At 68.2% G+C, this 20,305-nt stretch carries 20 protein-coding genes; 18 read left to right on the top strand and 2 right to left on the bottom strand.

Annotated elements, in window-relative coordinates; all coding sequences use genetic code 11:
* Positions 1-53 precede the first annotated feature (53 nt).
* A complete protein-coding gene (locus AC50X9_RS14580; RefSeq protein ID WP_494894571.1) occupies positions 54-635 on the top strand; it encodes a DUF222 domain-containing protein in 582 nt (193 codons plus the stop codon).
* A gap of 191 nt (positions 636-826) precedes the next feature.
* On the opposite strand, the gene AC50X9_RS14585 is transcribed toward AC50X9_RS14580, so the two are convergent.
* The gene (locus AC50X9_RS14585) at positions 827-1,300 is read right to left on the bottom strand and encodes a hypothetical protein (protein ID WP_494894469.1); all 474 of its coding nucleotides are present in this window, start codon (positions 1,298-1,300) and stop codon (positions 827-829) included.
* 296 nt (positions 1,301-1,596) lie between these two features.
* Here AC50X9_RS14585 and AC50X9_RS14590 point away from each other — a divergent pair, with 296 nt between their 5' ends.
* Positions 1,597-2,040: a hypothetical protein gene (locus tag AC50X9_RS14590; RefSeq protein ID WP_494894470.1), complete on the top strand. Its 444-nt coding sequence runs from the start codon at positions 1,597-1,599 to the stop codon at positions 2,038-2,040.
* A gap of 44 nt (positions 2,041-2,084) precedes the next feature.
* Positions 2,085-2,378: a hypothetical protein gene (locus AC50X9_RS14595; RefSeq protein ID WP_494894471.1), complete on the top strand. Its 294-nt coding sequence runs from the start codon at positions 2,085-2,087 to the stop codon at positions 2,376-2,378.
* Positions 2,379-2,547: 169 nt separating this feature from the next.
* Here AC50X9_RS14595 and AC50X9_RS14600 read toward each other — a convergent pair whose 3' ends face one another.
* On the bottom strand, positions 2,548-3,339 hold the full coding sequence (locus AC50X9_RS14600) for a DUF937 domain-containing protein (RefSeq protein WP_494894472.1): 792 nt from the start codon (positions 3,337-3,339) through the stop codon (positions 2,548-2,550).
* Between the two features lie 232 nt (positions 3,340-3,571).
* On the opposite strand from AC50X9_RS14600, the gene AC50X9_RS14605 reads away from it, so the two are divergent.
* The 15 genes from AC50X9_RS14605 (at position 3,572) to AC50X9_RS14675 (ending at position 20,303) form a co-directional block, all read left to right on the top strand.
* Complete coding sequence (locus AC50X9_RS14605) at positions 3,572-4,591, top strand: bifunctional riboflavin kinase/FAD synthetase (RefSeq protein ID WP_494894473.1); 1,020 nt, start codon at positions 3,572-3,574, stop codon at positions 4,589-4,591.
* A 28-nt stretch (positions 4,592-4,619) separates the two neighbouring features.
* Positions 4,620-5,474, top strand: a complete 855-nt coding sequence (gene kynA, locus AC50X9_RS14610; protein ID WP_494894474.1) for a tryptophan 2,3-dioxygenase — start codon at positions 4,620-4,622, stop codon at positions 5,472-5,474.
* An 86-nt stretch (positions 5,475-5,560) separates the two neighbouring features.
* Positions 5,561-6,787, top strand: a complete 1,227-nt coding sequence (locus tag AC50X9_RS14615) for a kynureninase (protein ID WP_494894573.1) — start codon at positions 5,561-5,563, stop codon at positions 6,785-6,787.
* Between the two features lie 181 nt (positions 6,788-6,968).
* Entirely contained in the window at positions 6,969-7,238 is a 270-nt protein-coding gene (rpsO, locus tag AC50X9_RS14620; RefSeq protein WP_494894475.1) for a 30S ribosomal protein S15, read from the top strand.
* 248 nt (positions 7,239-7,486) lie between these two features.
* Positions 7,487-9,736 carry a polyribonucleotide nucleotidyltransferase gene (locus AC50X9_RS14625; RefSeq protein WP_494894476.1) on the top strand — a complete coding sequence of 750 codons (2,250 nt, stop codon included), beginning with the start codon at positions 7,487-7,489 and terminating at the stop codon, positions 9,734-9,736.
* A gap of 169 nt (positions 9,737-9,905) precedes the next feature.
* The gene (locus AC50X9_RS14630) at positions 9,906-11,249 is read left to right on the top strand and encodes a M16 family metallopeptidase (RefSeq protein WP_494894477.1); all 1,344 of its coding nucleotides are present in this window, start codon (positions 9,906-9,908) and stop codon (positions 11,247-11,249) included.
* Between the two features lie 79 nt (positions 11,250-11,328).
* A complete protein-coding gene (locus AC50X9_RS14635; protein WP_494894478.1) occupies positions 11,329-11,814 on the top strand; it encodes a DUF1579 domain-containing protein in 486 nt (161 codons plus the stop codon).
* Between the two features lie 301 nt (positions 11,815-12,115).
* Entirely contained in the window at positions 12,116-13,312 is a 1,197-nt protein-coding gene (locus tag AC50X9_RS14640; RefSeq protein WP_494894479.1) for a substrate-binding domain-containing protein, read from the top strand.
* An 82-nt stretch (positions 13,313-13,394) separates the two neighbouring features.
* Positions 13,395-14,159, top strand: a complete 765-nt coding sequence (locus AC50X9_RS14645) for an ABC transporter ATP-binding protein (protein ID WP_494894480.1) — start codon at positions 13,395-13,397, stop codon at positions 14,157-14,159.
* On the top strand, positions 14,156-14,947 hold the full coding sequence (locus AC50X9_RS14650) for an ABC transporter ATP-binding protein (RefSeq protein WP_494894481.1): 792 nt from the start codon (positions 14,156-14,158) through the stop codon (positions 14,945-14,947). The genes AC50X9_RS14645 and AC50X9_RS14650 overlap by 4 nt, the downstream gene beginning before the upstream one ends.
* The gene (locus AC50X9_RS14655; RefSeq protein WP_494894482.1) at positions 14,944-15,819 is read left to right on the top strand and encodes a branched-chain amino acid ABC transporter permease; all 876 of its coding nucleotides are present in this window, start codon (positions 14,944-14,946) and stop codon (positions 15,817-15,819) included. Before AC50X9_RS14650 ends, AC50X9_RS14655 begins: the two co-directional genes overlap by 4 nt.
* A complete protein-coding gene (locus AC50X9_RS14660) occupies positions 15,816-17,045 on the top strand; it encodes a branched-chain amino acid ABC transporter permease (protein WP_494894483.1) in 1,230 nt (409 codons plus the stop codon). The genes AC50X9_RS14655 and AC50X9_RS14660 overlap by 4 nt, the downstream gene beginning before the upstream one ends.
* Complete coding sequence (locus AC50X9_RS14665; protein WP_494894484.1) at positions 17,042-18,721, top strand: class I adenylate-forming enzyme family protein; 1,680 nt, start codon at positions 17,042-17,044, stop codon at positions 18,719-18,721. Before AC50X9_RS14660 ends, AC50X9_RS14665 begins: the two co-directional genes overlap by 4 nt.
* Positions 18,718-19,401, top strand: coding sequence for a TetR/AcrR family transcriptional regulator (locus tag AC50X9_RS14670; protein ID WP_494894485.1), 684 nt, complete (start codon positions 18,718-18,720; stop codon positions 19,399-19,401). The genes AC50X9_RS14665 and AC50X9_RS14670 overlap by 4 nt, the downstream gene beginning before the upstream one ends.
* Positions 19,398-20,303, top strand: coding sequence for an alpha/beta hydrolase (locus AC50X9_RS14675; protein ID WP_494894486.1), 906 nt, complete (start codon positions 19,398-19,400; stop codon positions 20,301-20,303). Before AC50X9_RS14670 ends, AC50X9_RS14675 begins: the two co-directional genes overlap by 4 nt.
* Positions 20,304-20,305 lie beyond the last annotated feature (2 nt).

A 20,305-nucleotide genomic window follows, 5' to 3' on the forward strand; every position in this document is an offset into this window, starting at 1 on the left:
AGCATCTGGAAATCTTCGCCACGGCCGACCAGTTCGAACACCTGCTCACGGTCATGAACACCGCCACCAACCCGCGCACCGGCGCTGCCGCCGACCCCGACGCCGGCACGGCCGAAAACGCCGGTCCTAACGCCACGAGCGAAGCTGATCCTGGCGCCCACGCCAACGCCAACGCCACCGCAGCCAGTGCCGCCGCAGACGCCGGGGGTGTTGTGGACGCTGCGGCTGCGGCGGAGGCGGCCGCCGGGCGGCTGGATCAGCGCACCCGGCCGCAGCGGCTGCTCGATGGTCTGGTCGGTGCGTGCAAGGTGGCCCTGGCGGCCGGAGATCTGCCCGCTGCCGGAGGCCTGCGCCCGCAGGTGATGGTCACCATCGACTACCGTGACCTCCTCGATCAGCTCGGCGGCCCCGGCCCGCAGACACGCGGACCGGGATCGACTACGGGGACCCTGATGTTCACCGGCCCGGTCACGGCCTCGACCGTACGCAAAATCGCCTGCGACGCGGACATCATTCCGCTCGTGCTCGGCGGCAACGGCCGGGTCCTGGACATCGGCCGGGCCTCACGGGTCTTCCCGCCGCACATCCGCAAGGCCCTCACCGCGCGNTACTTTGTTCACACCACCACCACGTGATCCACAAGGAACAATGGACCATCCAGGTCCGCGCCGGCATCCCCTGGTTCATCCCCCCGCCGCACCTGGACCCACACCAGGTGCCACGCCGAAACCGCTACTTCCAGCTCGAATGAACCCCAGGCCGCCACCCCATGAGAGGTTGTTCGGGTCTCAATCAGACTCTCAATCAACGGTTCTAAGCCCCCGGATCAACGGTTCTGAATCGGACTAACGGTACTGAAGGGTAGTGGCTTGCCGACTTCGAACGGTTCAGCGCCCTGCGCGGGAGTCTGAGTGGACCAAATATCTTCCTGATTGTTTGCGTAAATGATCATCCGCTGGCTCCGCTCGAGCGGATCACCGTCTGGGTAGGTGACTCCGGCTGAACAGGTCGGCGGCGTCGAGGCGATCCGGAGTGGCGCTGGACCGGGGTCACCCTTAAGGACAGCCTCGATTTCCACCAGGTGGACGGTTGCCTTATAGCCGTAGATCAGGGTCTGCCCGTCAACGCCTATCGGCTTGCCGATGACGACGAGTGCAGCGTGGTCGTACTGGGCCTGGGGCGTCTCGAAATGGACCCAGTCGACGCAGATTTGCGACCCGCCGGTGGGCAGCAACGAGCAGCCACTCGCCAAGCCGCACGCCAAGAACCCCGCGAGCGCCGCTTGCACTAGTTTTGGCATATTCAGAACCTATCCGCAGAGGGACATCGGGTCTACGGAGAACCGGATCGGGGATGCCCGTGGATTCCGGCCCTGGCACTGTGTCACAGGCATGTCGCGCCGCCCCGCCGGATGCTAGCGTATTCCGATGCGCGACAAGGGATAAGCCCTCGGCGCCAAAACCCCCGGGGGACGGGACATGATCGAATCCGTGAGTATCCGAAGGTCACTCGAAGCCTGGCTCGCGCAGCTGCCCGTCCCATCCGGGCGGGCCGAAAGCCTCTGAACGGACGGCGACTCACGGCTACGCTGGGGGAATGGCTGGATTTAGTGCCCTGCAGGAGATCCGCAACGCTGAACGTGTTTCCCTGCTGAGGGCCGTCAAGGCATTCCACACCTTTGCCTGGTTCACAATCGAGGCCTGCATGGTCTATGTCCTGTATGCCGGTCTCCGTGGCCGTACCGACCGGAGGGTGGGCGTGGCCGCCGGCGTCGTGACCGCCGAGACGCTGGTCTTCGCCGCCAACGGCTTTCACTGCCCGCTCAGCGCTGTGGCCAGGGACCTGGGCGACCAGACGGGTTCTGTCACCGACATCTATCTGCCGCACTGGTTCGCCAGGAACCTCCCGGGCATCCACATTCCCCTGATTCTGGCCGCCGTGCTGCTGCACTGGCGGAACTTCCGCGGCGCCAACGGCGACACCGTGAGATTCAGTCCCGTGAAGGTGCCCGGCACAGCCCGGGCCGGCCGGCGTCGTTGATCTTCCGGCTGAAGGCATCGACCACGGTGTTCGTCCTGGTGTTGATGGCAACCGTTTCCTGGGGGAGCCCGGCCGCGCTGCCGTTGGCCGGTGTGGCGTTCCACCAGCCCTCATACCCGCCGACCGCCGGTCCCGACGGCGCCGCGGCACCCGCCGCTGTGGACGCCGCCGGTGTACCGGCACTCCCCGCAGCTTCCGCCGCGCCGCCGCAGGCGCTTAGCGACACTCCCGCAGCGACGATCAGACAAACAGAGGCAAGCGGCGCCGTGGCAACGAAGTTCATGATGATGTCCCCCAAAATTGTGCCCATCCGGCGGTCTCCGGAGCAGCTGGGATGACCCTGCCAGCGCCGGTTCAAGGCCGGTGGACCAGCCGGCCGCCGCGACCCGCCGACGATGCCGCGACCCGCCGACGATGAAAGCGATAAACAGTGCGGGGGAATCGAGCCTGCCAACCGAGCCCTGCCCGGAGGACCCGGGCAGGCGCGCCGCCTACTTCTCGCCGAGCCTACTTCTTGCCGAACAGTCCGCCCAGGATCCCGCCCAGGCCGCCGTCGTCCTTTTTCTGCTCTTCCGGCTGGCTCTCCGGGAGGTCGACGTCGATCACCTCACCGGGGCGCGGGGCCCCGCCCGTGTGTTTGCCCTGCGGGTGAGCCTGCGGCTCGAGCGAGGAGTCCTGCCGGGCGTCCGGAACGGCCGCCGGCGACGACTGCTGGCCCCCTCCCAACAGCCCGCCCAGCAGATCGCCAAGCCCGCCCATCCCGCCAGCGCCGCCGGCTGCAGCGCCACCGGCGCCGCCAAGGATACCGCCGAGAATTCCGCCGAGGTCAATGCCGCCGGCCTGGCCGGACCCGCCTGCCCCGCCGGACGCGTCTGCCCCGGACTGTCCGCGACCGCCGAGGACCTTGTTCGCCAGATAGGACATCACGATCGGGGCCAGGATCGGCAGCAGCTTCTTGATCAGGTCACCACCGACGCCGCCAAGCTGGGAGGTCCCGGCCAGCTGGCTGGCGACCTGGTCCTGTTGTCCGCCAAAGACATGGCTCACGATCTTTTCACCGTCCGCGGTATCCACCTGCGAAACATCGACCCCGCCCTCCAGCAGCCCGTCCTGGTGCTGGCTGAGCGCCGATTCCAGCGAGGCGGCGCCGCCGGAGGCCTGCGCGTTGTTCTGCATGCCCGCCAGCAGCGTGGGCACTGCGGCCTCCACCGCTGCCTGCGCGGTCTGCTGGTCGGTGCCGAGAAGGCCGGCAATCTGGTCTACCGGGATCTGCCTCAGGATGTCGTGGAGCTCTGCCATGGTGTACTCCTTCAGCCGCATGTCACTGCGGGCCTCGCTGGGAGCGGCACCCGCGCAGGCGCCGTCGGACTGTTGCCCTTGCATCGTAGTCCGGGCTCCGTCGACGCGATAGGTCGCTGCCCGGGCGCGGACTGCCGTCGGGTGCGCGCGGCGATTGCAGGTAATCTAGGAGAGTTCCGGAGCCGGCAGGCTCTCCGGAGGAGCACATGGCAGGAAGCAAAAGGCGAGGTTGATGGTCCACATCTGGAACGATCCGTCCGAAGTCCCGGCGGACTTTGGTCCTTCCGTCGTTACCTTCGGCAACTTCGACGGCGTTCACCGGGGCCACCAGCAGGTGCTGTCGCAACTCATCCGCGTCGCCCGCCTGAACCACGCCCGCGCCGTCGCCATCACCTTCGACCCGCATCCGGCGCAGGTCCACCGCCCGGAATCCGCCCCTGAGCTGATTATGGGCCTGGAAGACAAGCTGGTGGCACTCGGCGAGGTGGGCCTCGACGCCGTGCTGGTGATGAAGTACTCCCTCGAGCTGGCCAGCCTCACCCCGGAAGAATTTGTCGCGAACATCCTGGTCGGCAGCCTCAAGGCCAGCCACGTGGTGATCGGCCATGATGCCCGGTTCGGCCGGGGAAACTCCGGGGACCTGAAGACCATGCAGGAACTGGGCCGCAAGCTCGGCTTCGAGGTACTGGTTATCAGCGAGTTCGGCTACGAAGGCTTTCCGGTGCACGGCGACGTGTACGACGAGGGACACGGTGCAACGCACGACGACGGCGGCAAGGACCGCCGCTGTTCCTCCACCTGGGTGCGGGAGGCACTGCGGGAGGGCGACGTCGCCACCGCGGCCGCCGTCCTGGGACGGTCACACCGGATGCGCGGCGAAGTGGTGCACGGCGCAGCGCGCGGCCGCGACCTGGGCTTCCCGACTGCCAACCTCGCCTCCGACGCCAGCGGCTACATCCCGGCGGACGGCATCTACGCCGGCTGGCTGGTGGACCAGGCCGGAACGCGCTGGCCAGCAGCCATCTCCGTCGGCTCCAACCCCACTTTCGACGGCGTCAGCCGGCAGGTGGAGGCGCACGTGATCGACCGGCCGGACGAGGCTGTCGAGGACTTCAATCTGTACGGCCAGACAGTAGTAGTGGAATTCGTCGCCCGGCTGCGCGGAATGGTGGCGTACCGTGGCCCTGAGGCGTTGGTGGACCAGATGCGCCTGGACGTGGTCCAGGCCCACAACATCCTGTTCGGACGCTGAACCGCCGGGGGCAAGGAAGGCAAGAAACGTGACCCTTGAGAAAAACACCAGGGAACTGGACAAGGACATTGTCCGCGACTTCAGTTCCCGGATGAGCTACGCGTCCTACCTGCAGCTCCCGACGCTGCTGAGCGCCCAGCAGCCGGTCAGCACGCCGGAGCACCACGACGAGATGCTGTTCATCATCCAGCACCAGACCACGGAACTGTGGCTCAAGCTGGTCCTGCATGAGCTCCGGAGCGCCGCCGCCAGGCTCCGCTCCGACGATCTGGGCTCGGCCTTGAAAGCGATTGCCAGGGTCAAACACATCCAGAAGACCCTCACCGAGCAGTGGTCTGTCCTGGCCACCCTCACCCCCACGGAGTACTCCCAGTTCCGGGGCTTCCTGGGCAATTCCTCCGGCTTCCAGTCCAGCCAGTACCGCGCGGTCGAATTCCTGCTGGGCAACAAGAACCGCAAGATGCTGCCGGTGTTCGAATCCGATCCCGAGGCCCACGCCATGCTGCTGGAACTCCTCGAATCCCCGAGCATCTACGACGACTTCCTCGCCTACCTGAAGCGGCAGGGCTTCGACGTTCCTTCCTCGCTGCTGGAACGGGACGTCACCAAGGCGCATGAATTCTGCCCCGAGCTCGTTCCGGTGTTCAAGCACATTTACGAGAATGCCGCGGACAACTGGGGCGCCTACGAGGCCTGTGAGGAACTGGTGGACCTGGAGGACAATTTCCAGCTCTGGCGTTTCCGGCATCTGCGCACGGTACAGCGGACCATCGGCATGAAGTCCGGCACCGGCGGCTCCAGCGGCGCTGCCTTCCTGCAGAAGGCGCTGGAACTGACCTTCTTCCCGGAGCTTTTCGCCGTCCGGACGGAGATCGGCCGGTGAGCGCTGTTCACCCGGAAACGGCGGGGCCCGGCGCGGAGCCCGCGGCACGGCCCCAGGCCGGAACCCCGGCAGAGAGCACCGATGACCTGCTGGAGCGCGCCCGGGAACTTGACGCCGCCGATCCGCTGGCCGAGTACCGGAACCACTTCATCGGCGCGGACACCGACCTGTCCTACCTCGACGGCAACTCCCTGGGCCGCCCGCTCAAGCGCACGGTCACGGACATCAGCGGTTTCATCCAGGACAGCTGGGGAGGCCGGCTGATCCGCGGCTGGGACGAGGAATGGCTGCAGCTCCCGCAGGCCATCGGCGACCAGCTCGGCCGCGCCGTCCTCGGCGCCGCTCCCGGGCAGACCATCATCGCCGACTCCACCACGGTGGTGCTGTACAAGCTGATCCGGGCCGCGCTGGCCGCCGTCACGGACCCCGCCCGCACCGAAATCGTGCTGGACACGGAGAACTTCCCCACCGACCGCTACCTCGTCGAGGGCATCGCCCGCGAAGAGGGACTCACACTGCGCTGGATCGACGCCGACCCCGCCTCCGGCGTTACCGTCGAGCAGGTGCGGGCCGCCACCGGCCCGGCCACCGCCGTCGTCCTCCTGAGCCAAATCGCCTACCGGTCCGGGTACCTCGCGGACCTGCCGGGGATCACCACCGCCGTGCACGACGCCGGCGCGCTGGTCGTGTGGGACCTGTGCCATTCCGCCGGGTCGGTGGACATCCCACTGGACGCCGCCGGCGTCGACTTCGCCGCCGGCTGCACGTACAAATACCTCAACGGGGGACCGGGCTCGCCCGCGTTCGCCTATGTCAACGCCCGGCACCTGGCCGGTCTCCAGCAGCCGATCTGGGGCTGGATGGGCCGCAAGGACGCCTTCGAGATGGGCCCGGGCTATGAGCCGGCCGCCGGAATCCGCGGGTTCCTCAGCGGCACCCCGGCTGTCTTCGGGATGCTCGCGATGCGCGGCACCCTGGACCTTATCGAGGAAGCGGGCATCGCCGCGGTCCGGGAGAAGTCCTGCCGGCTGACCGCGTTCGCCGTCGAACTTCACGACGCCTGGCTCGCCCCGGCGGGCGTTGAACTCTCGACGCCGCGGGACCCGGAGCAGCGCGGCGGCCACATCACCGTGGACCACCCGGCGTTCCGGGAAATGACGGCGGCGCTCTGGGAACAGGATGTCATCCCCGATTTTCGCGCGCCGCAGGGCCTCCGGATCGGGCTGTCACCGCTGAGCACGTCCTTCACCGAGCTGTACCGGGGGATGGCCGCCATCCGCGACCGGCTCGCGGCGGGTCCTTCGGGGCAGTAGCAGGACCGTTTCGACAAGATCAGCGGCGTGCCGGTAAACTAAACGTTGGATCCGGCTGCAGTCCGTGGCGGCTGGCTCTTGCTGTGTACGGGAAACTCCCTCTTCGGAGGAAAAAGCCGGCGCAGCACCCCCGGCAGTGAGTTACTGATTCGGGCCTCACGGCACATCTCTAGGAGTTATTGTGGCACTTGAAGCCGCTGTAAAGACGTCCCTCATCCAGGATTTCGCAACGTCCGAAGGCGACACCGGTTCGCCGGAGGTCCAGGTTGCAGTCCTGACTCAGCGGATCAAGGATCTCACTGAGCACATGAAGGTGCACAAGCACGACTACCACACCCAGCGCGGTCTGCTGGCCATGGTTGGTCGTCGCAAGCGCATGCTGACCTACCTCAAGAACACTGACATCACCCGCTACCGTAAGCTCATCGAGCGTCTCGGCCTGCGCCGCTAGTCAGCTTTAAGGGGCGGCCCCTTCCGGACCGGAAAGGGCCGCCTTCTTCAAACTAAAACTCAACAGGAGGATCAACCGCATCACGCATTCGCGGTCTTCGGTAGTGACTTCCGGGAACGGCTTCAAGGAGTGAAGCCTTAGCCCGTGGGTCTCGATCGACGACCGGGTGCAGTGCAGGCCAGCAGACAGAAGCTGGACTGGGTTGATGCGGCTGGACTCCGTCAACCATGAAACGGAGGTGACTCTCTATGGAGGGTCCCGAAATCCAGTTCTCAGAAGCAATCATTGATAATGGCCGCTTCGGCAAGCGTGCAATCCGCTTCGAAACCGGCCGCCTTGCCAAGCAGGCCGCCGGCGCAGCGATGGTCTACCTCGACGACGAGACCGCGCTGCTGTCCGCCACCACCGCCGGCAAGCACCCGCGTGAAGGTTTTGACTTCTTCCCGCTGACCGTCGACGTCGAAGAGCGTATGTACGCCGCCGGCCGCATCCCGGGTTCGTTCTTCCGCCGCGAAGGCCGCCCGTCCACGGAAGCCATCCTGGCCTGCCGCCTGATGGACCGCCCGCTGCGCCCCGCCTTCGTCAAGGGCCTGCGCAACGAGGTCCAGATCGTCGTCACCGTGCTGTCCATCAACCCGGACGAGCTCTACGACGTGGTCGCGATCAACGCATCCTCGATGTCCACCCAGCTCTCGGGCCTGCCGTTCTCCGGCCCGATCGGCGGCGTCCGCGTTGCCCTGATCGCCGACGAGCACGGCTCGCAGTGGGTCGCGTTCCCGAAGCACTCACAGCTCGAGAACGCCGTCTTCAACATGGTCGTTGCCGGCCGCGTCAAGAACGACGACGTCGCCATCATGATGGTTGAAGCCGAAGCCACCGACAACTCCTGGAACCTCATCAAGGAACAGGGCGCCACCGCCCCGACCGAAGAGGTTGTCTCCGAGGGCCTCGAGGCCGCCAAGCCGTTCATCAAGGCCCTCTGCGACGCCCAGTCCGACCTGGCAGCACGCGCCGCCAAGCCGACCGTCGAGTTCCCGGTCTTCCTCGACTACCAGGACGACGTCTACTCCGCCGTTGAGTCCGCTGCCGCTGAGAAGCTGGCCGCTGTCTTCCAGATCGCCGACAAGCAGGAGCGCGACACCGCCTCCGACGAGCTCAAGGACGAGGTCACCTCTTCCCTGGCCGGCCAGTTCGAAGGCCGCGAGAAGGAGCTGTCCGCAGCCTTCCGCTCCGTCACCAAGCAGGTTGTGCGCCAGCGCATCCTCAAGGACCAGATCCGAATCGACGGCCGCGGCCTGACGGACATCCGCCAGCTCACCGCCGAGGTTGAGGTCCTGCCCCGCGTTCACGGCTCGGCCATCTTCGAACGCGGCGAGACCCAGATCATGGGTGTCACCACGCTGAACATGCTCAAGATGGAACAGCAGATCGACTCGCTGTCTCCGGTGACGCGCAAGCGCTACATGCACAACTACAACTTCCCGCCGTACTCCACCGGCGAGACCGGCCGCGTCGGTTCCCCGAAGCGCCGCGAAATCGGTCACGGTGCTCTCGCAGAGCGCGCCATCATGCCGGTGCTGCCGTCCCGCGAGGAATTCCCCTACGCCATCCGCCAGGTGTCTGAGGCTCTCAGCTCCAACGGTTCGACGTCGATGGGTTCCGTCTGCGCCTCCACGCTGTCCCTGCTCAATGCAGGTGTGCCGCTGAAGGCCGCTGTTGCCGGTATCGCCATGGGCCTGGTCTCCGACCAGGTTGACGGCCAGACCCGCTACGCCGCCCTGACCGATATCCTCGGCGCCGAAGATGCCTTCGGTGACATGGACTTCAAGGTCGCCGGCACCGCCGAGTTCGTGACGGCCATCCAGCTGGACACGAAGCTCGACGGTATCCCGGCCTCCGTCCTGGCAGCCGCCCTGAAGCAGGCCCGCGAAGCCCGCCTGCACATCCTGGACGTCCTGAACTCCGCGATCGACACCCCGGACGAGCTCTCCGAGTTCGCGCCGCGCGTCATCGCGGTCAAGATCCCGGTAGACAAGATCGGCGAGGTCATCGGCCCGAAGGGCAAGATGATCAACCAGATCCAGGAAGACACCGGAGCCGACATCTCGATCGAGGACGACGGAACTGTCTACATTGGCGCCACGAACGGCCCGTCTGCCGACGCAGCACGGTCCGCGATCAACGCCATCGCCAACCCGCAGATTCCGGAAATCGGCGAGCGCTACCTGGGCACGGTCGTCAAGACCACGACCTTCGGCGCGTTCGTTTCCCTGACCCCGGGCAAGGACGGTCTGCTGCACATCTCCGAGCTGCGCAAGATCGCCGGCGGCAAGCGCGTGGACAACGTCGATGACGTCGTCTCCGTCGGCCAGAAGATCCAGGTGGAAATCACCAAGATCGATGACCGCGGCAAGCTTTCCCTGTCGCCCGTTGTGGCTGACGAGGCGGGCTCAGAGAACGCTGACGATGCTGAGGTTTCCCTGGAGACCGCAGAGTAGTCTTTCCTGAACCAAGTGGCGGGGCCGGTGGATCATCCACCGGCCCCGCCGCCGTTAAGGCGGGCGTCGGATGGTGCCGCCGTTGCCGGCGCCGCGACCGGACTGCCGGGGCGGTGTGCCGCTGGTACGATGGCAGGCAGATTTGGCACGTGTTTACTGAAAGGCCTTGATGACTGTCGTCCCCCTGCCGCTTGAGCAGAACCAGCACGCTGACACCCTGATCCACGGCGCCGACGGCGGTTCCGAGGTGCGCCGTTCGGTCCTGCCCGGCGGCGTCCGGGTGCTGACCGAGGCGATGCCGGGCCAGCGCTCGGCCACCATCGGTTTCTGGGTCGGCGTCGGCTCCCGCGATGAAGCACCGGGCCAGCACGGCTCCACCCACTTCCTGGAGCACCTGCTGTTCAAGGGCACCAAGCGGCGCACCGCCCTGGAGATCGCCTCGGCCTTCGACGAGGTGGGCGGGGAATCCAACGCGGCGACGGCAAAGGAGAGCACCTGCTACTTCGCCCGCGTGCTGGACACCGACCTGCCGATGGCGATCGACGTCATCGCGGACATGATCACCGGCGCCGTGCTGGACCCGCAGGAGATGGAGCAGGAACGCGACGTCATCCTCGAGGAAATCGCGATGGACAGCGACGACCCCACCGACGTCGCCCACGAGCACTTCGTCGCCGCGGTGCTGGGCACGCACCCGCTGGGCCGCCCGATCGGCGGCACCCCGGACGCCATCCGCGCCGTCGCCCGCGACTCGGTCTGGGACCACTACCGCCGGTACTACCGCCCGGACGAGCTCGTCATCACGGCCGCCGGGGGACTGGACCACGACGTCGTCTGCGGACTGGTGGTGGACGCCCTGCACTCCGCCGGCTGGAGCCTTGAGCCCGACGCCGCGCCGGTGCAGCGCCGCTCCACCGACCGCGCGGCCATTACCGGCACGGCCGGACTGCACGTGATCAAGCGCCCCGTGGAGCAGGCCAACATCATCATGGGCTGCCCCACCATCGTGGCCACCGACGAGCGCCGGTTTGTGATGAGCGTCCTGAACGCGGTGCTGGGCGGAGGCATGTCCTCCCGGCTGTTCCAGGAAGTCCGCGAGAAGCGCGGGCTGGTGTACTCCACCTACTCCTTCGCCTCCTCCTACGCCGACGCCGGCTACTTCGGCATGTACGCCGGGTGCACCCCGTCGAAGGTCCGGCAGGTTGTTGACCTGCTCGGCGCCGAACTCGACAAACTGGCCGGGGGCGGAATCTCCGAGGAGGAACTCCGCAAGGCGGTCGGGCAGCTGTGCGGCGGGATCGTGCTGGCACTGGAGGACACCGGCTCCCGGATGTCCCGGCTGGGCCGCGCGGAGCTGGTCTCCGGCGAGTACCAGGACATTGACGAGACCCTGCGCCAGATCAAGGCCGTCACCGCCGCCGAAGTCCAGGGACTGGCCCGCGAACTCGCAGCCGCCCCGCGGACCGTGACCGTGGTCGGCCCCTTCGAGGAAACCGAGACCTTCGGCCTCTGAGGTTACCTAGACAGGGCGGGCGGCGCCGCGTGATGATGGGGACGGGCTCACGAGGGAGGATCTCCACTTGGGAGGAACCATGGACCGGCCGCTGCCAGGCAGTGCACACGCGGCGCTTGGGATGTTCCTGGGGCATTGGACCGGCACCACGCGGTGGGAGGCCACGCCCTGGGGCCCGGCGCGTTCCGCCGCCATCGAACTGACGTTCGCCCTTGCAGCCGCCGGCCGGGCCGTCACCCACAGCTACCGGCACACAGAAGCCGACGGCAGCCGCTCCGAGGGCCACGGTGTCTTCACCATGGACCCGGACCGTCCGGACACCCTCTGGTACCACGTCAACAGCATGGGCCTTCCGCCGGAAGCACCGGCCCGCGCCAGCTGGCAGGACGGGGTCCTCACGATGGAACGGCGCAGCGAACGCGGCACGTCCAGGCATACCTTCCGGGTGGACGACGGCGTGCTGACGCACAGTGCCGGGCTCCGGCTCGGCGCCGCGAGCGAATTCACGCCCTTCATGACCTCCGTCTGCCGGCGCGTGGCTGAGGCTACCGCCCCCACCGCCTGACGCATCCGGCGTAGCCGCAGCGCCGCCACCCGGGACAATTGCAGCCCGCCGCCACGGCATCCCCGCGACGGATGTCTCCGTTCCCAGGTCATCCGGGCCCGGCCGCCGCACCGCCGTCGGGCCAGGCCCGACGCAGGACTCCCCAAACCGTTGCCGTAACGTTGCAAAGCCGCCCTTGAAATCCGTTGACACGCTCTGAGCTGCATCTTAGATTTGCCGTAATCTGAATCACCTTTCAGGTTCAGCGCATAATCCAGTCATTTCCAGCCAGATTCCGCGGATTCTCAACGAAAGGCATCCCGTGAAGGATACAAAGAAGTTCCTGATGGCCGCCGTTATGGCCACCGGGCTCGCCCTCAGCGCCTGTGCGCCCACTGCCGGCAGCACAGCGCCGGCCGCGTCGGGCAGCACCAAGGCAGCCGAGCCGGTCGACGTCGGCATCATCTACTCCAAAACCGGCCCGCTCGCAGCCTACGGCGCCACCTACTACGAGGGCCTGCAGGCGGGCATCGAGCACGCCACCGGCGGGACCGGCGAAGTCAACGGCGCCAAGATCAACATCACCTACGCCGACGACGGCGGCGACCCGGACAAGGCCGTGACGGCCGCAAAGGACCTGATCGGCAAGGGCTACAAGATCATCGGCGGCACGGTCGTCTCCGGCATCGCCCTCAAGCTGGCCGAACAGGCCGCCCAGAACAAGGTCCTCTACATCTCCGGTCCCGCCGCGACCGACGCGATCCAGGGCATCAACAAGTACACCTTCCGTTCGGGCCGCCAGAGCCTGCAGGACGTCGCCACCGCCGGCTCGTTCATCGACACCAACGGCAAGAAGGTCGTCGTCTTCGCCCAGGACAACGCCTTCGGCCAGGGCAACGTCGCCGCCGTCAAGGCCGTCCTGGGAGCCAAGGGCGCCACCGTGGAGGCAGTCCTCGTTCCGGACGGCCAGGAGCTCACGCCGTTCGCCCGCCAGCTCATCGACGCGAAGCCGGACATGGTCTTCGTGGCCTGGGCCGGGGCAACGTCCGGCACCATGTGGCAGACCCTGAGCCAGCAGGGCGCCTTCGACGCCGCACCGGTCGTCACCGGTCTCGGCGACGCCGCCACCTTCGGCGCCTACGGCGAGGCCACCTCCAAGATCAGCTTCCTGAACCACTACTTCCCGGGCGCCTCGGGCACCGACGTGGAAAAGAAGATGATCGCCGCGGTCGAGAAGGCCGGCAAAAAGGCCGATCTCTTTACTCCCGACGGCTTCGTCGCCGGCCAGATGATTGTCCAGGCCATCAAGGAAGGCGGCTCCGACGCCGACGCCATGGTCAAGGCACTCGAGGGCTACAGCTTCGACGGCCCCAAGGGCAAGGAAACCGTCCGCGCCTCGGACCACGCCCTGGTCCAGGACATGTACCAGGTCAAGCTCGTCCAGACCGGCAGCGCCTGGGCTCCCGAGCTCATCAAGGTGGTTCCGGCCGACACCGTCGCCCCGCCGGAAAAGAAGTAGGCCGGCGCGGCGCTGTGCCAAAGTGCACAGCGCCGCGCGCCGGCGGGACAGCCACGACTCCAGCGAGCCACGAAGGATCCGAATGAAATCCCCAGCCCTGCCCGCCCTTGCGGTCGACGGCCTCGGCCTGCAGATCGGCGGTGCCCGCATCCTCCAGGATGTGAGCTTCGCCGTCGGCACCGGCGAAATGGTCGGCGTCATCGGCCCCAACGGTGCCGGCAAGACCACCTTGTTCAACCTGATTTCCGGCGTGATGCGGCCGACGACCGGCAGCGTCACGCTGAACGGCAGGGAGATCACGTCCGCGCCGGTCCACCGCAGGGCCAGGGCAGGGCTGGGCCGGACCTTCCAGACCTCCAACCTGTTTCCCCGGCTCAGCGTGCTGGAAAACGTCCGGCTCGCCGCCCAGGCGAAACTCGGCGGCAGCTTCAGCATCCTGCGCTTTCCCTCCGCCTCCGACGAAGCCACCCGGATCGCCCGCGGCACCATCGCCGAAGTCGGCCTCTCCGGCCAGCTCTCGACGGCGGCGGGGGACCTCTCGCACGGCGAGAAACGCAAGGTGGAAATCGCCGTGCTGCTGGCGACCGATCCCGCCGTCGTGCTCCTGGACGAGCCGATGGCCGGCGTGGCGTCGGGGGACGTCCCGTCCCTCAGCGCGATCATCCGTGGCCTGCACCGGGACCGCGGCTGCACCGTGATGATGGTGGAGCACCACATGGACGTGGTCCTGGGCCTCGTGGACCGGGTCGCCGTGATGCACCACGGCCGCCTGCTCGCCCTCGACAGCCCGGAGGCCGTGATGTCGGACCCGACCGTACAGAGTGCCTACCTGGGAGAACCCGTATGACCGCCGCAGCGGAAGCCCGACCCATCCTCACCGTCCGGGGTCTCAACGCGCACATTGCCGGACAGCAGGTCGTGGAGGACGTCTCCTTCACCGTCCCGGCCACCGGCATCACCGCGCTGCTGGGCCGCAACGGCGTCGGCAAGACCAGCACCATCAAGGCCATCATCGGCCTGATCGACCGCACCGGAGCCGTGGAGCTCGACGGCGTGCGGATCGAGAAGGAGCCGACGTTCAAGATCATCCGCAGCGGGGTGGGCTACGTGCCCGAGGACCGCGAGGTCTTCTCCAAGCTCACCGTCGCCGAAAACCTCCGGCTCGCCGAACGCGACGCCGCGCCGCGGCGCCAGCTCGTCGAGGAGCTCTTCCCGGACCTGCTGGCCCGGTCCGCCCAGATGGCCGGGACCCTGTCCGGCGGCCAGCAGCAGATGGTCTCGCTGGCCCGCGCGCTGCTGAACACCAACAAGATCCTGCTCGTCGATGAACCGACCAAGGGACTGGCCCCGAAAATCGTTGCCGAAGTCGCCGAGACCCTCGCCGAAGCAGCCAGGACCGTCCCCATCCTGCTGGTCGAGCAGAACCTGCACGTGGTGCGCCAGCTCGCCGGGGGAGCCGTCGTCCTCTCCGGGGGCCGGGTGGTCCACACCGGCAGCGCCCTGGAATTCCTCGACGACGCCGAGCTGACCCAGCGCCTCCTGGGCGTCTCCGCCGAGACACACACCGGGACAACAGCCGGGACACCCGCCGGGGCACCAACAGGGAACCCGGCCGGGAAAGGCGCCGCCCAGTGAGCACCGTCGTCCTCCTCCTCTTCACCGGCCTCGGCCTGGGCGCCCTGTATTTCCTCGTTGCCGCCGGCCTGTCCCTGATCTACGGGCTGATGGGCGTGCTCAACTTCGCGCACGGTGCCTTCCTCACCCTCGGCGCCTTCACCGGCTGGGAAATCGCCAGACGGACCGGCTCGGACAACTGGGGCACATTCCTGCTCTCTCTGCTGGTCGGAGCCGCCGCCGGAGCGCTCTTTGCCGCCTTCACCGAGTTCGTGCTGATCCGCCGCCTGTACCAGCGCCACATCGAGCAGGTCCTCATCACGGTGGGCCTCTCGCTCGCCGCGGTTGCCCTCTTCGACGGCATCTGGGGCACCGACCCGGTGTTCATCCAGGGGCCGGCCTGGTTCAAGGAGACCACCGAAATCCTGGGCGCCCGCGTCCCCAACGACCGGTTTGTCTGCATCATCGCCGCCGTCCTGGTCCTGCTGGCCCTGGTGTTCTTCCTGAAAAACACCCGCTACGGCATGATCATCCGGGCCGGCGTCGAAAACCGCTCCATGGTGACGGCCCTGGGCATCGACGTCCGGAAGGCCTTCACCCTCGTCTTTACGATCGGCGGCGCCGCAGCGGGCCTGGGCGGGGTCCTGGCCTCGCACTACTTCGGCTACGTCTCGCCGATGCTGGGCGGTTCGCTGCTGATCTTCGCCTTCATCGTCACCGTGATCGGCGGACTGGGCTCGCTGACCGGCGCGGCCATCGCCGCCGTCGCCGTCGCCGTCCTGCAGCAGTTCGCGAACTTCTATCTCGGCGGCACCGGCGACTTCGTCGTGGTGCTGGCCCTGGCGCTTGTCCTGCTGTTCCGTCCCTCCGGCCTGCTCGGGAGAACCTCATGACCACCGATACCGACGCCACCAACCCGGAAACGGACCTCACGGCGGATGGCCCCGCTGGGACACGCCGGACCGCCGGCGCCGACCGGCCGGGCGGTCCCGCCCGGCCGCGGCTGACCCGCCGGACGATTGCCGGCGCCGCCGCCGGGCTCGCCGGCATCGTGCTCCTGGTCCTGCTGCCGCTGCTTAATCTGTCCCTGCCCGGGGTGCTGCCCGGCCCGACGTACACGCCGGGATCCCTGCAGCTGCTCGCGATGTGCATGCTGATGGCCGCCGCGGCGCTGACCTACCACCTGCTGCTCGGCGTCGCCGGGCTGCTGTCCTTTGGCCATGCGCTGTACTTCGGCGCCGGCGTCTACGGGCTGGCGATCATCCTGCAGAACCTGGACATCCCGCTGCTTCCCGCGATGGGACTGACCCTGCTGATCGTGATCGTGCTGGCCCATGTCGTGGGCAGCATCAGCCTGCGGGTCAGCGGCATCCCCTTCGCCATGGTCACGCTCGCGTTCGCGCAGGCCGGCTCGGTGATTGTGGGCCGCAACCCGGAAGGCAGCACCGGCGGAGACGAAGGCCTGACGCTGCGCACCGACAACCTGCCCGACTTCCTCGTGGGCGTTGTCAACACCCGCAACCTGTACTGGCTGGCCCTCGCGGTGCTCGTGGCCGTGTTCATCGTTGTGACCTGGGTGCAGTCCTCCCGCGCCGGCCACGTCGCCGCGGCGGTCCGCGAAAACGAGCTCCGCGTCCGGGTCCTGGGCCTGCAGCCGTACCTTGTGAAGCTGCTGATCTTCGTGGTATCCGCCGTCCTCGTCAGCATCATCGGCATGGTGTTCCTGCTGCTGCAGAGCGGTGCCGTCCCGCGCGCCATGTCCGCGGACCTGACCATCACCCTGCTCGTGATGGTGGTCCTGGGCGGCGTCGGCTCGCGCTGGGGCGCAGTGATCGGCGGCGTTTTTTACACCATCCTGGACCAGCGCCTCACCACGCTGGCGAACTCCGACGCGATCGACGCGCTGCCGGACATCCTGCGGGTGCCGCTGTCCGAACCCCTGTTCATCCTGGGCACGCTGTTCATCCTCGTCGTGCTCTTCCTGCCCGGCGGCATTACCGGCACCGCCCAGCGGCTGACCCAGCGCCGCGCCAGGCGCGGCGGGCAGGCCGGCGGCGGCGGTACTGCCAGCGGCCAACGCACCCAAACGTCCCGCGAGATCCTTGAGGAATCGGCATGAGCAGCGTCACAGGAACCGGCCGGACGGACGGGCTGCACACCCTGGGCCGCTGGACCACCGACCGCAGCCTCGCCACGCCGCAGCGGATCGCCATCGACGACCGCGGCTGCACCCTGAGCTACGGCGAGCTGGAACGCCGGGCAGCGGGCCTCGCCGCCGGCCTCAGGGCCGCCGGCTACGCCACCGGGGACCGGATCGCGACGCTGACCGGCAACAGTTCAGACCACGTGGTGCTGTTCTTTGCCTGCGCCAAGGCCGGGCTGGTCCTGGTCCCGCTGTCCTGGCGGCTCTCGCCCCGCGAACTCGCCGCGCAGCTCGAGCTCGCCGACCCGCAACTGCTCCTGGTCGAGGACGAACTGGATTCCCTCGCCGCGGGGGCGTGCACGCTGCTCGCGCACCGGCCCCGGACGTCCGCGCTGGGCCCCGGCGGCATTGAAAAGTCCGTCCCCCCGCCATCGCGGCGCATGCCGGACACCGTGCCTGCGTCAGGCAGGGAGGTGCGCGACGACGACCCGCTCCTGATGGTCTTCACCTCCGGCACCGAGGGGGCCAGCAAAGCCGCGGTGCTGACCCATGCCAACTGCTTCTGGACCAACCTTTCGCTGTCCCGGACGCTGGATCTGGGCAGCACCGACGTCGTGCTGGCGGTGCTGCCGCAGTTCCACGTCGGCGGCTGGAACATCCAGCCTTTGCTGGCCTGGTGGACGGGCGCCACCGTGGTGCTGGAACGAGGCTTCGAACCCGGCCGGGTCCTGCAACTGATCGCGGAGCGGGGTGTGACCATGCTGATGGGCGTCCCCACCCAGTACCTGATGCTCGCCGAACACCCCGACTTCGCCGCCGCACAGCTCGGCAGCCTCCGGCACGCTGTGGTGGGCGGCGCGCCGATGCCGGCGCCGCTGCTGCGGATCTGGCACCGCAGGGGAGTGGCGCTGAGCCAGGGCTACGGACTGACCGAGGCGTCACCGAACGTACTTTGCCTGGCCAACGAGGACGCCGCCCGGATGGTGGGCTACTCGGGCAAACCGTACCCCCACGTCGCCGTCGCGGTGGCCGATCCGGTGACCGGGGACATCCTGGACGGAGCCGCCACCGGAGAACTGCTGGTGGGTGGGCCGGGGGTCTTCGCCGGTTACTTCCGCGACCCCGCGGCCACTGCCGCCGTCCTCGTCGGGGGCTGGCTGCGGACCGGAGACCTGGTGGAGCGCGACGCCGAGGGCTACATCAAAGTGGTGGACCGGCTCAAGGACATCTACATTTCCGGCGGCGAAAATGTGGCCCCCGCGGAGGTCGAGGCGGCGCTGCTGGCCCATCCGGCGGTGGCGCAGGCCGCCGTCGTCGGGGTGGAAGACGAACGCTGGGGCGAAACCGGCGTCGGCTTCGTTGTGATCCGGCCCGGCATGGCCACCGATGAGCAGGAGCTTCTTGAGCACTGCGCCGCCCAGCTCGCGCATTTCAAGGTTCCCGCCCGGATTGAGACCGTCGGTGCGCTGCCCCGCACGGCGCTTAACAAGGTGCTCCGCGCCCGGCTCCGGCAGCAGCTGGAAGGTCGGCAACCGGACGGACGGCACGCAGGCGCTGCAGACGACCTGCGCCCACCCGACCTGCCCGTAGCCGTGATGCCTGCAGCCGACCTGGCCCCCGCCAACCTGGCTGCACGCGGGAGCCGGCGGTGAGCGCCGCGCCGCGTACCGCCCGGGGCACCCGCACCCGGGCGAAGCTGCTTCAGGCCGCCGAGACGGTGTTCGCCTCGGTCGGTTACCACGAGGCCTCGATCGTGAAGATCACGGAGGAGGCCGGCGTCGGCCTCGGCACCTTCTACCTGTACTTCGAGGGCAAACAGGCCATTTTCGACGAGGTCGTCGAAGACCTGAACCGGCGGGTCCGGCATGCCATGACCGATGCCGCCCGTTCCGCCGGCACCCGGCTCGCGGCCGAACGCGCCGGGTTCCGGGCCTTCTTCCAGTTCACGGCCGAACACCCCGCGCTGTACCGGATCATCCGGCAGGCCGAGTTCGTCTCACCCGGGGCGCTGCGGCTGCACTACACCCGGATCGTCAATGGCTACATCGAAGGGCTCAAAGCCGCTCAGCTTACCGGCGAAGTCCGGGCGATGGACCCCACCGTGGCGGCCTGGGCGCTGATGGGCATCGGCGAGCTGATCGGCATGCGCTGGGTGCTGTGGGACGAGGAAGGCGCCGAACCCGCCCAGGGCGCCCGCCCCGATGTCCCGGAGGAGGTCTTCGAGGAAATGATGCAGTTCATCGAGAGGGCGCTCGCACCCGGCCCGGCCGCTGCCCCCGCCCCCGGCCCCGCCGCCCAATCTATTCCGACCCAGGAAGGGACAGCCCCATGACCCAGGCAGCCAGCAACCCCCGTTACCGGACCACCGAGGTCGAGGTCCGCGGCGGCACCCTGTACACCGCGCTCTGGGGGCCCGAGGACCCGGCCGCCCCGACCATCCTCGCGGTGCACGGCGTCACCGCGTCCCACAAGGCCTGGCCGGCCCTGGCGGAGGCCCTGCCGGAGGTCAGGGTCATCGCTCCGGACCTGCGCGGCCGGGGGCGCAGCAACGCGCTCCCGGCGCCGTACGGCATGCCCTCCCACGCTGAGGACCTCGCGGCGGTCCTGGCCGCGCTCAGCACTGGCCCCGTTGTCGTCGTCGGCCATTCCATGGGCGCCTTCGCCGCGGTGGTACTCGCCAACCTGTTTCCGGAGCGGGTGCGGTCCCTCGTGCTGGTCGACGGCGGACTGCCGCTGCAGGTGCCGGCGGGGCTCAGCGACGAGCAGGTCGTCGCCGCCGTGCTCGGCCCCGCGGCCGAGCGGCTGAACGCCACTTTCGCCAGCCGGGAGGCGTACCGCAGCTTCTGGAAGCAGCATCCGGCCTTCAGTGCGGACTGGAGTCCGCTCGTGGAGGAGTACGTGGATTACGACCTCACCGGCGACGAGCCGGTGCTCCGGCCGGCGACCCGATACCAGGCGATGGCGGACGACACCGCCGAGCTGCACCGCGGCGCCTCCCTGCTGAAAGCCCTGGACGAACTCGCCGTGCAGACGCCGGTGCTGCGGGCGCCGCGCGGGCTGTTCAACGAACCCGGCGGCCTTTACGCTCCCGGCTATCTCGATACCTGGGCGGAGAAGCTGCCCGCCCTGACCGTGCGCGAGATCCCGGACGTCAACCACTACACGATCGTCATGGGCGGGGCGGGGGCCGCCGCCGTCGCGGACACCGTACGGGAGGCGCTGGCGGTCGCCTAGGG

The sequence above is a fragment of the Pseudarthrobacter sp. HLT1-3 genome, assembly GCF_059383535.1.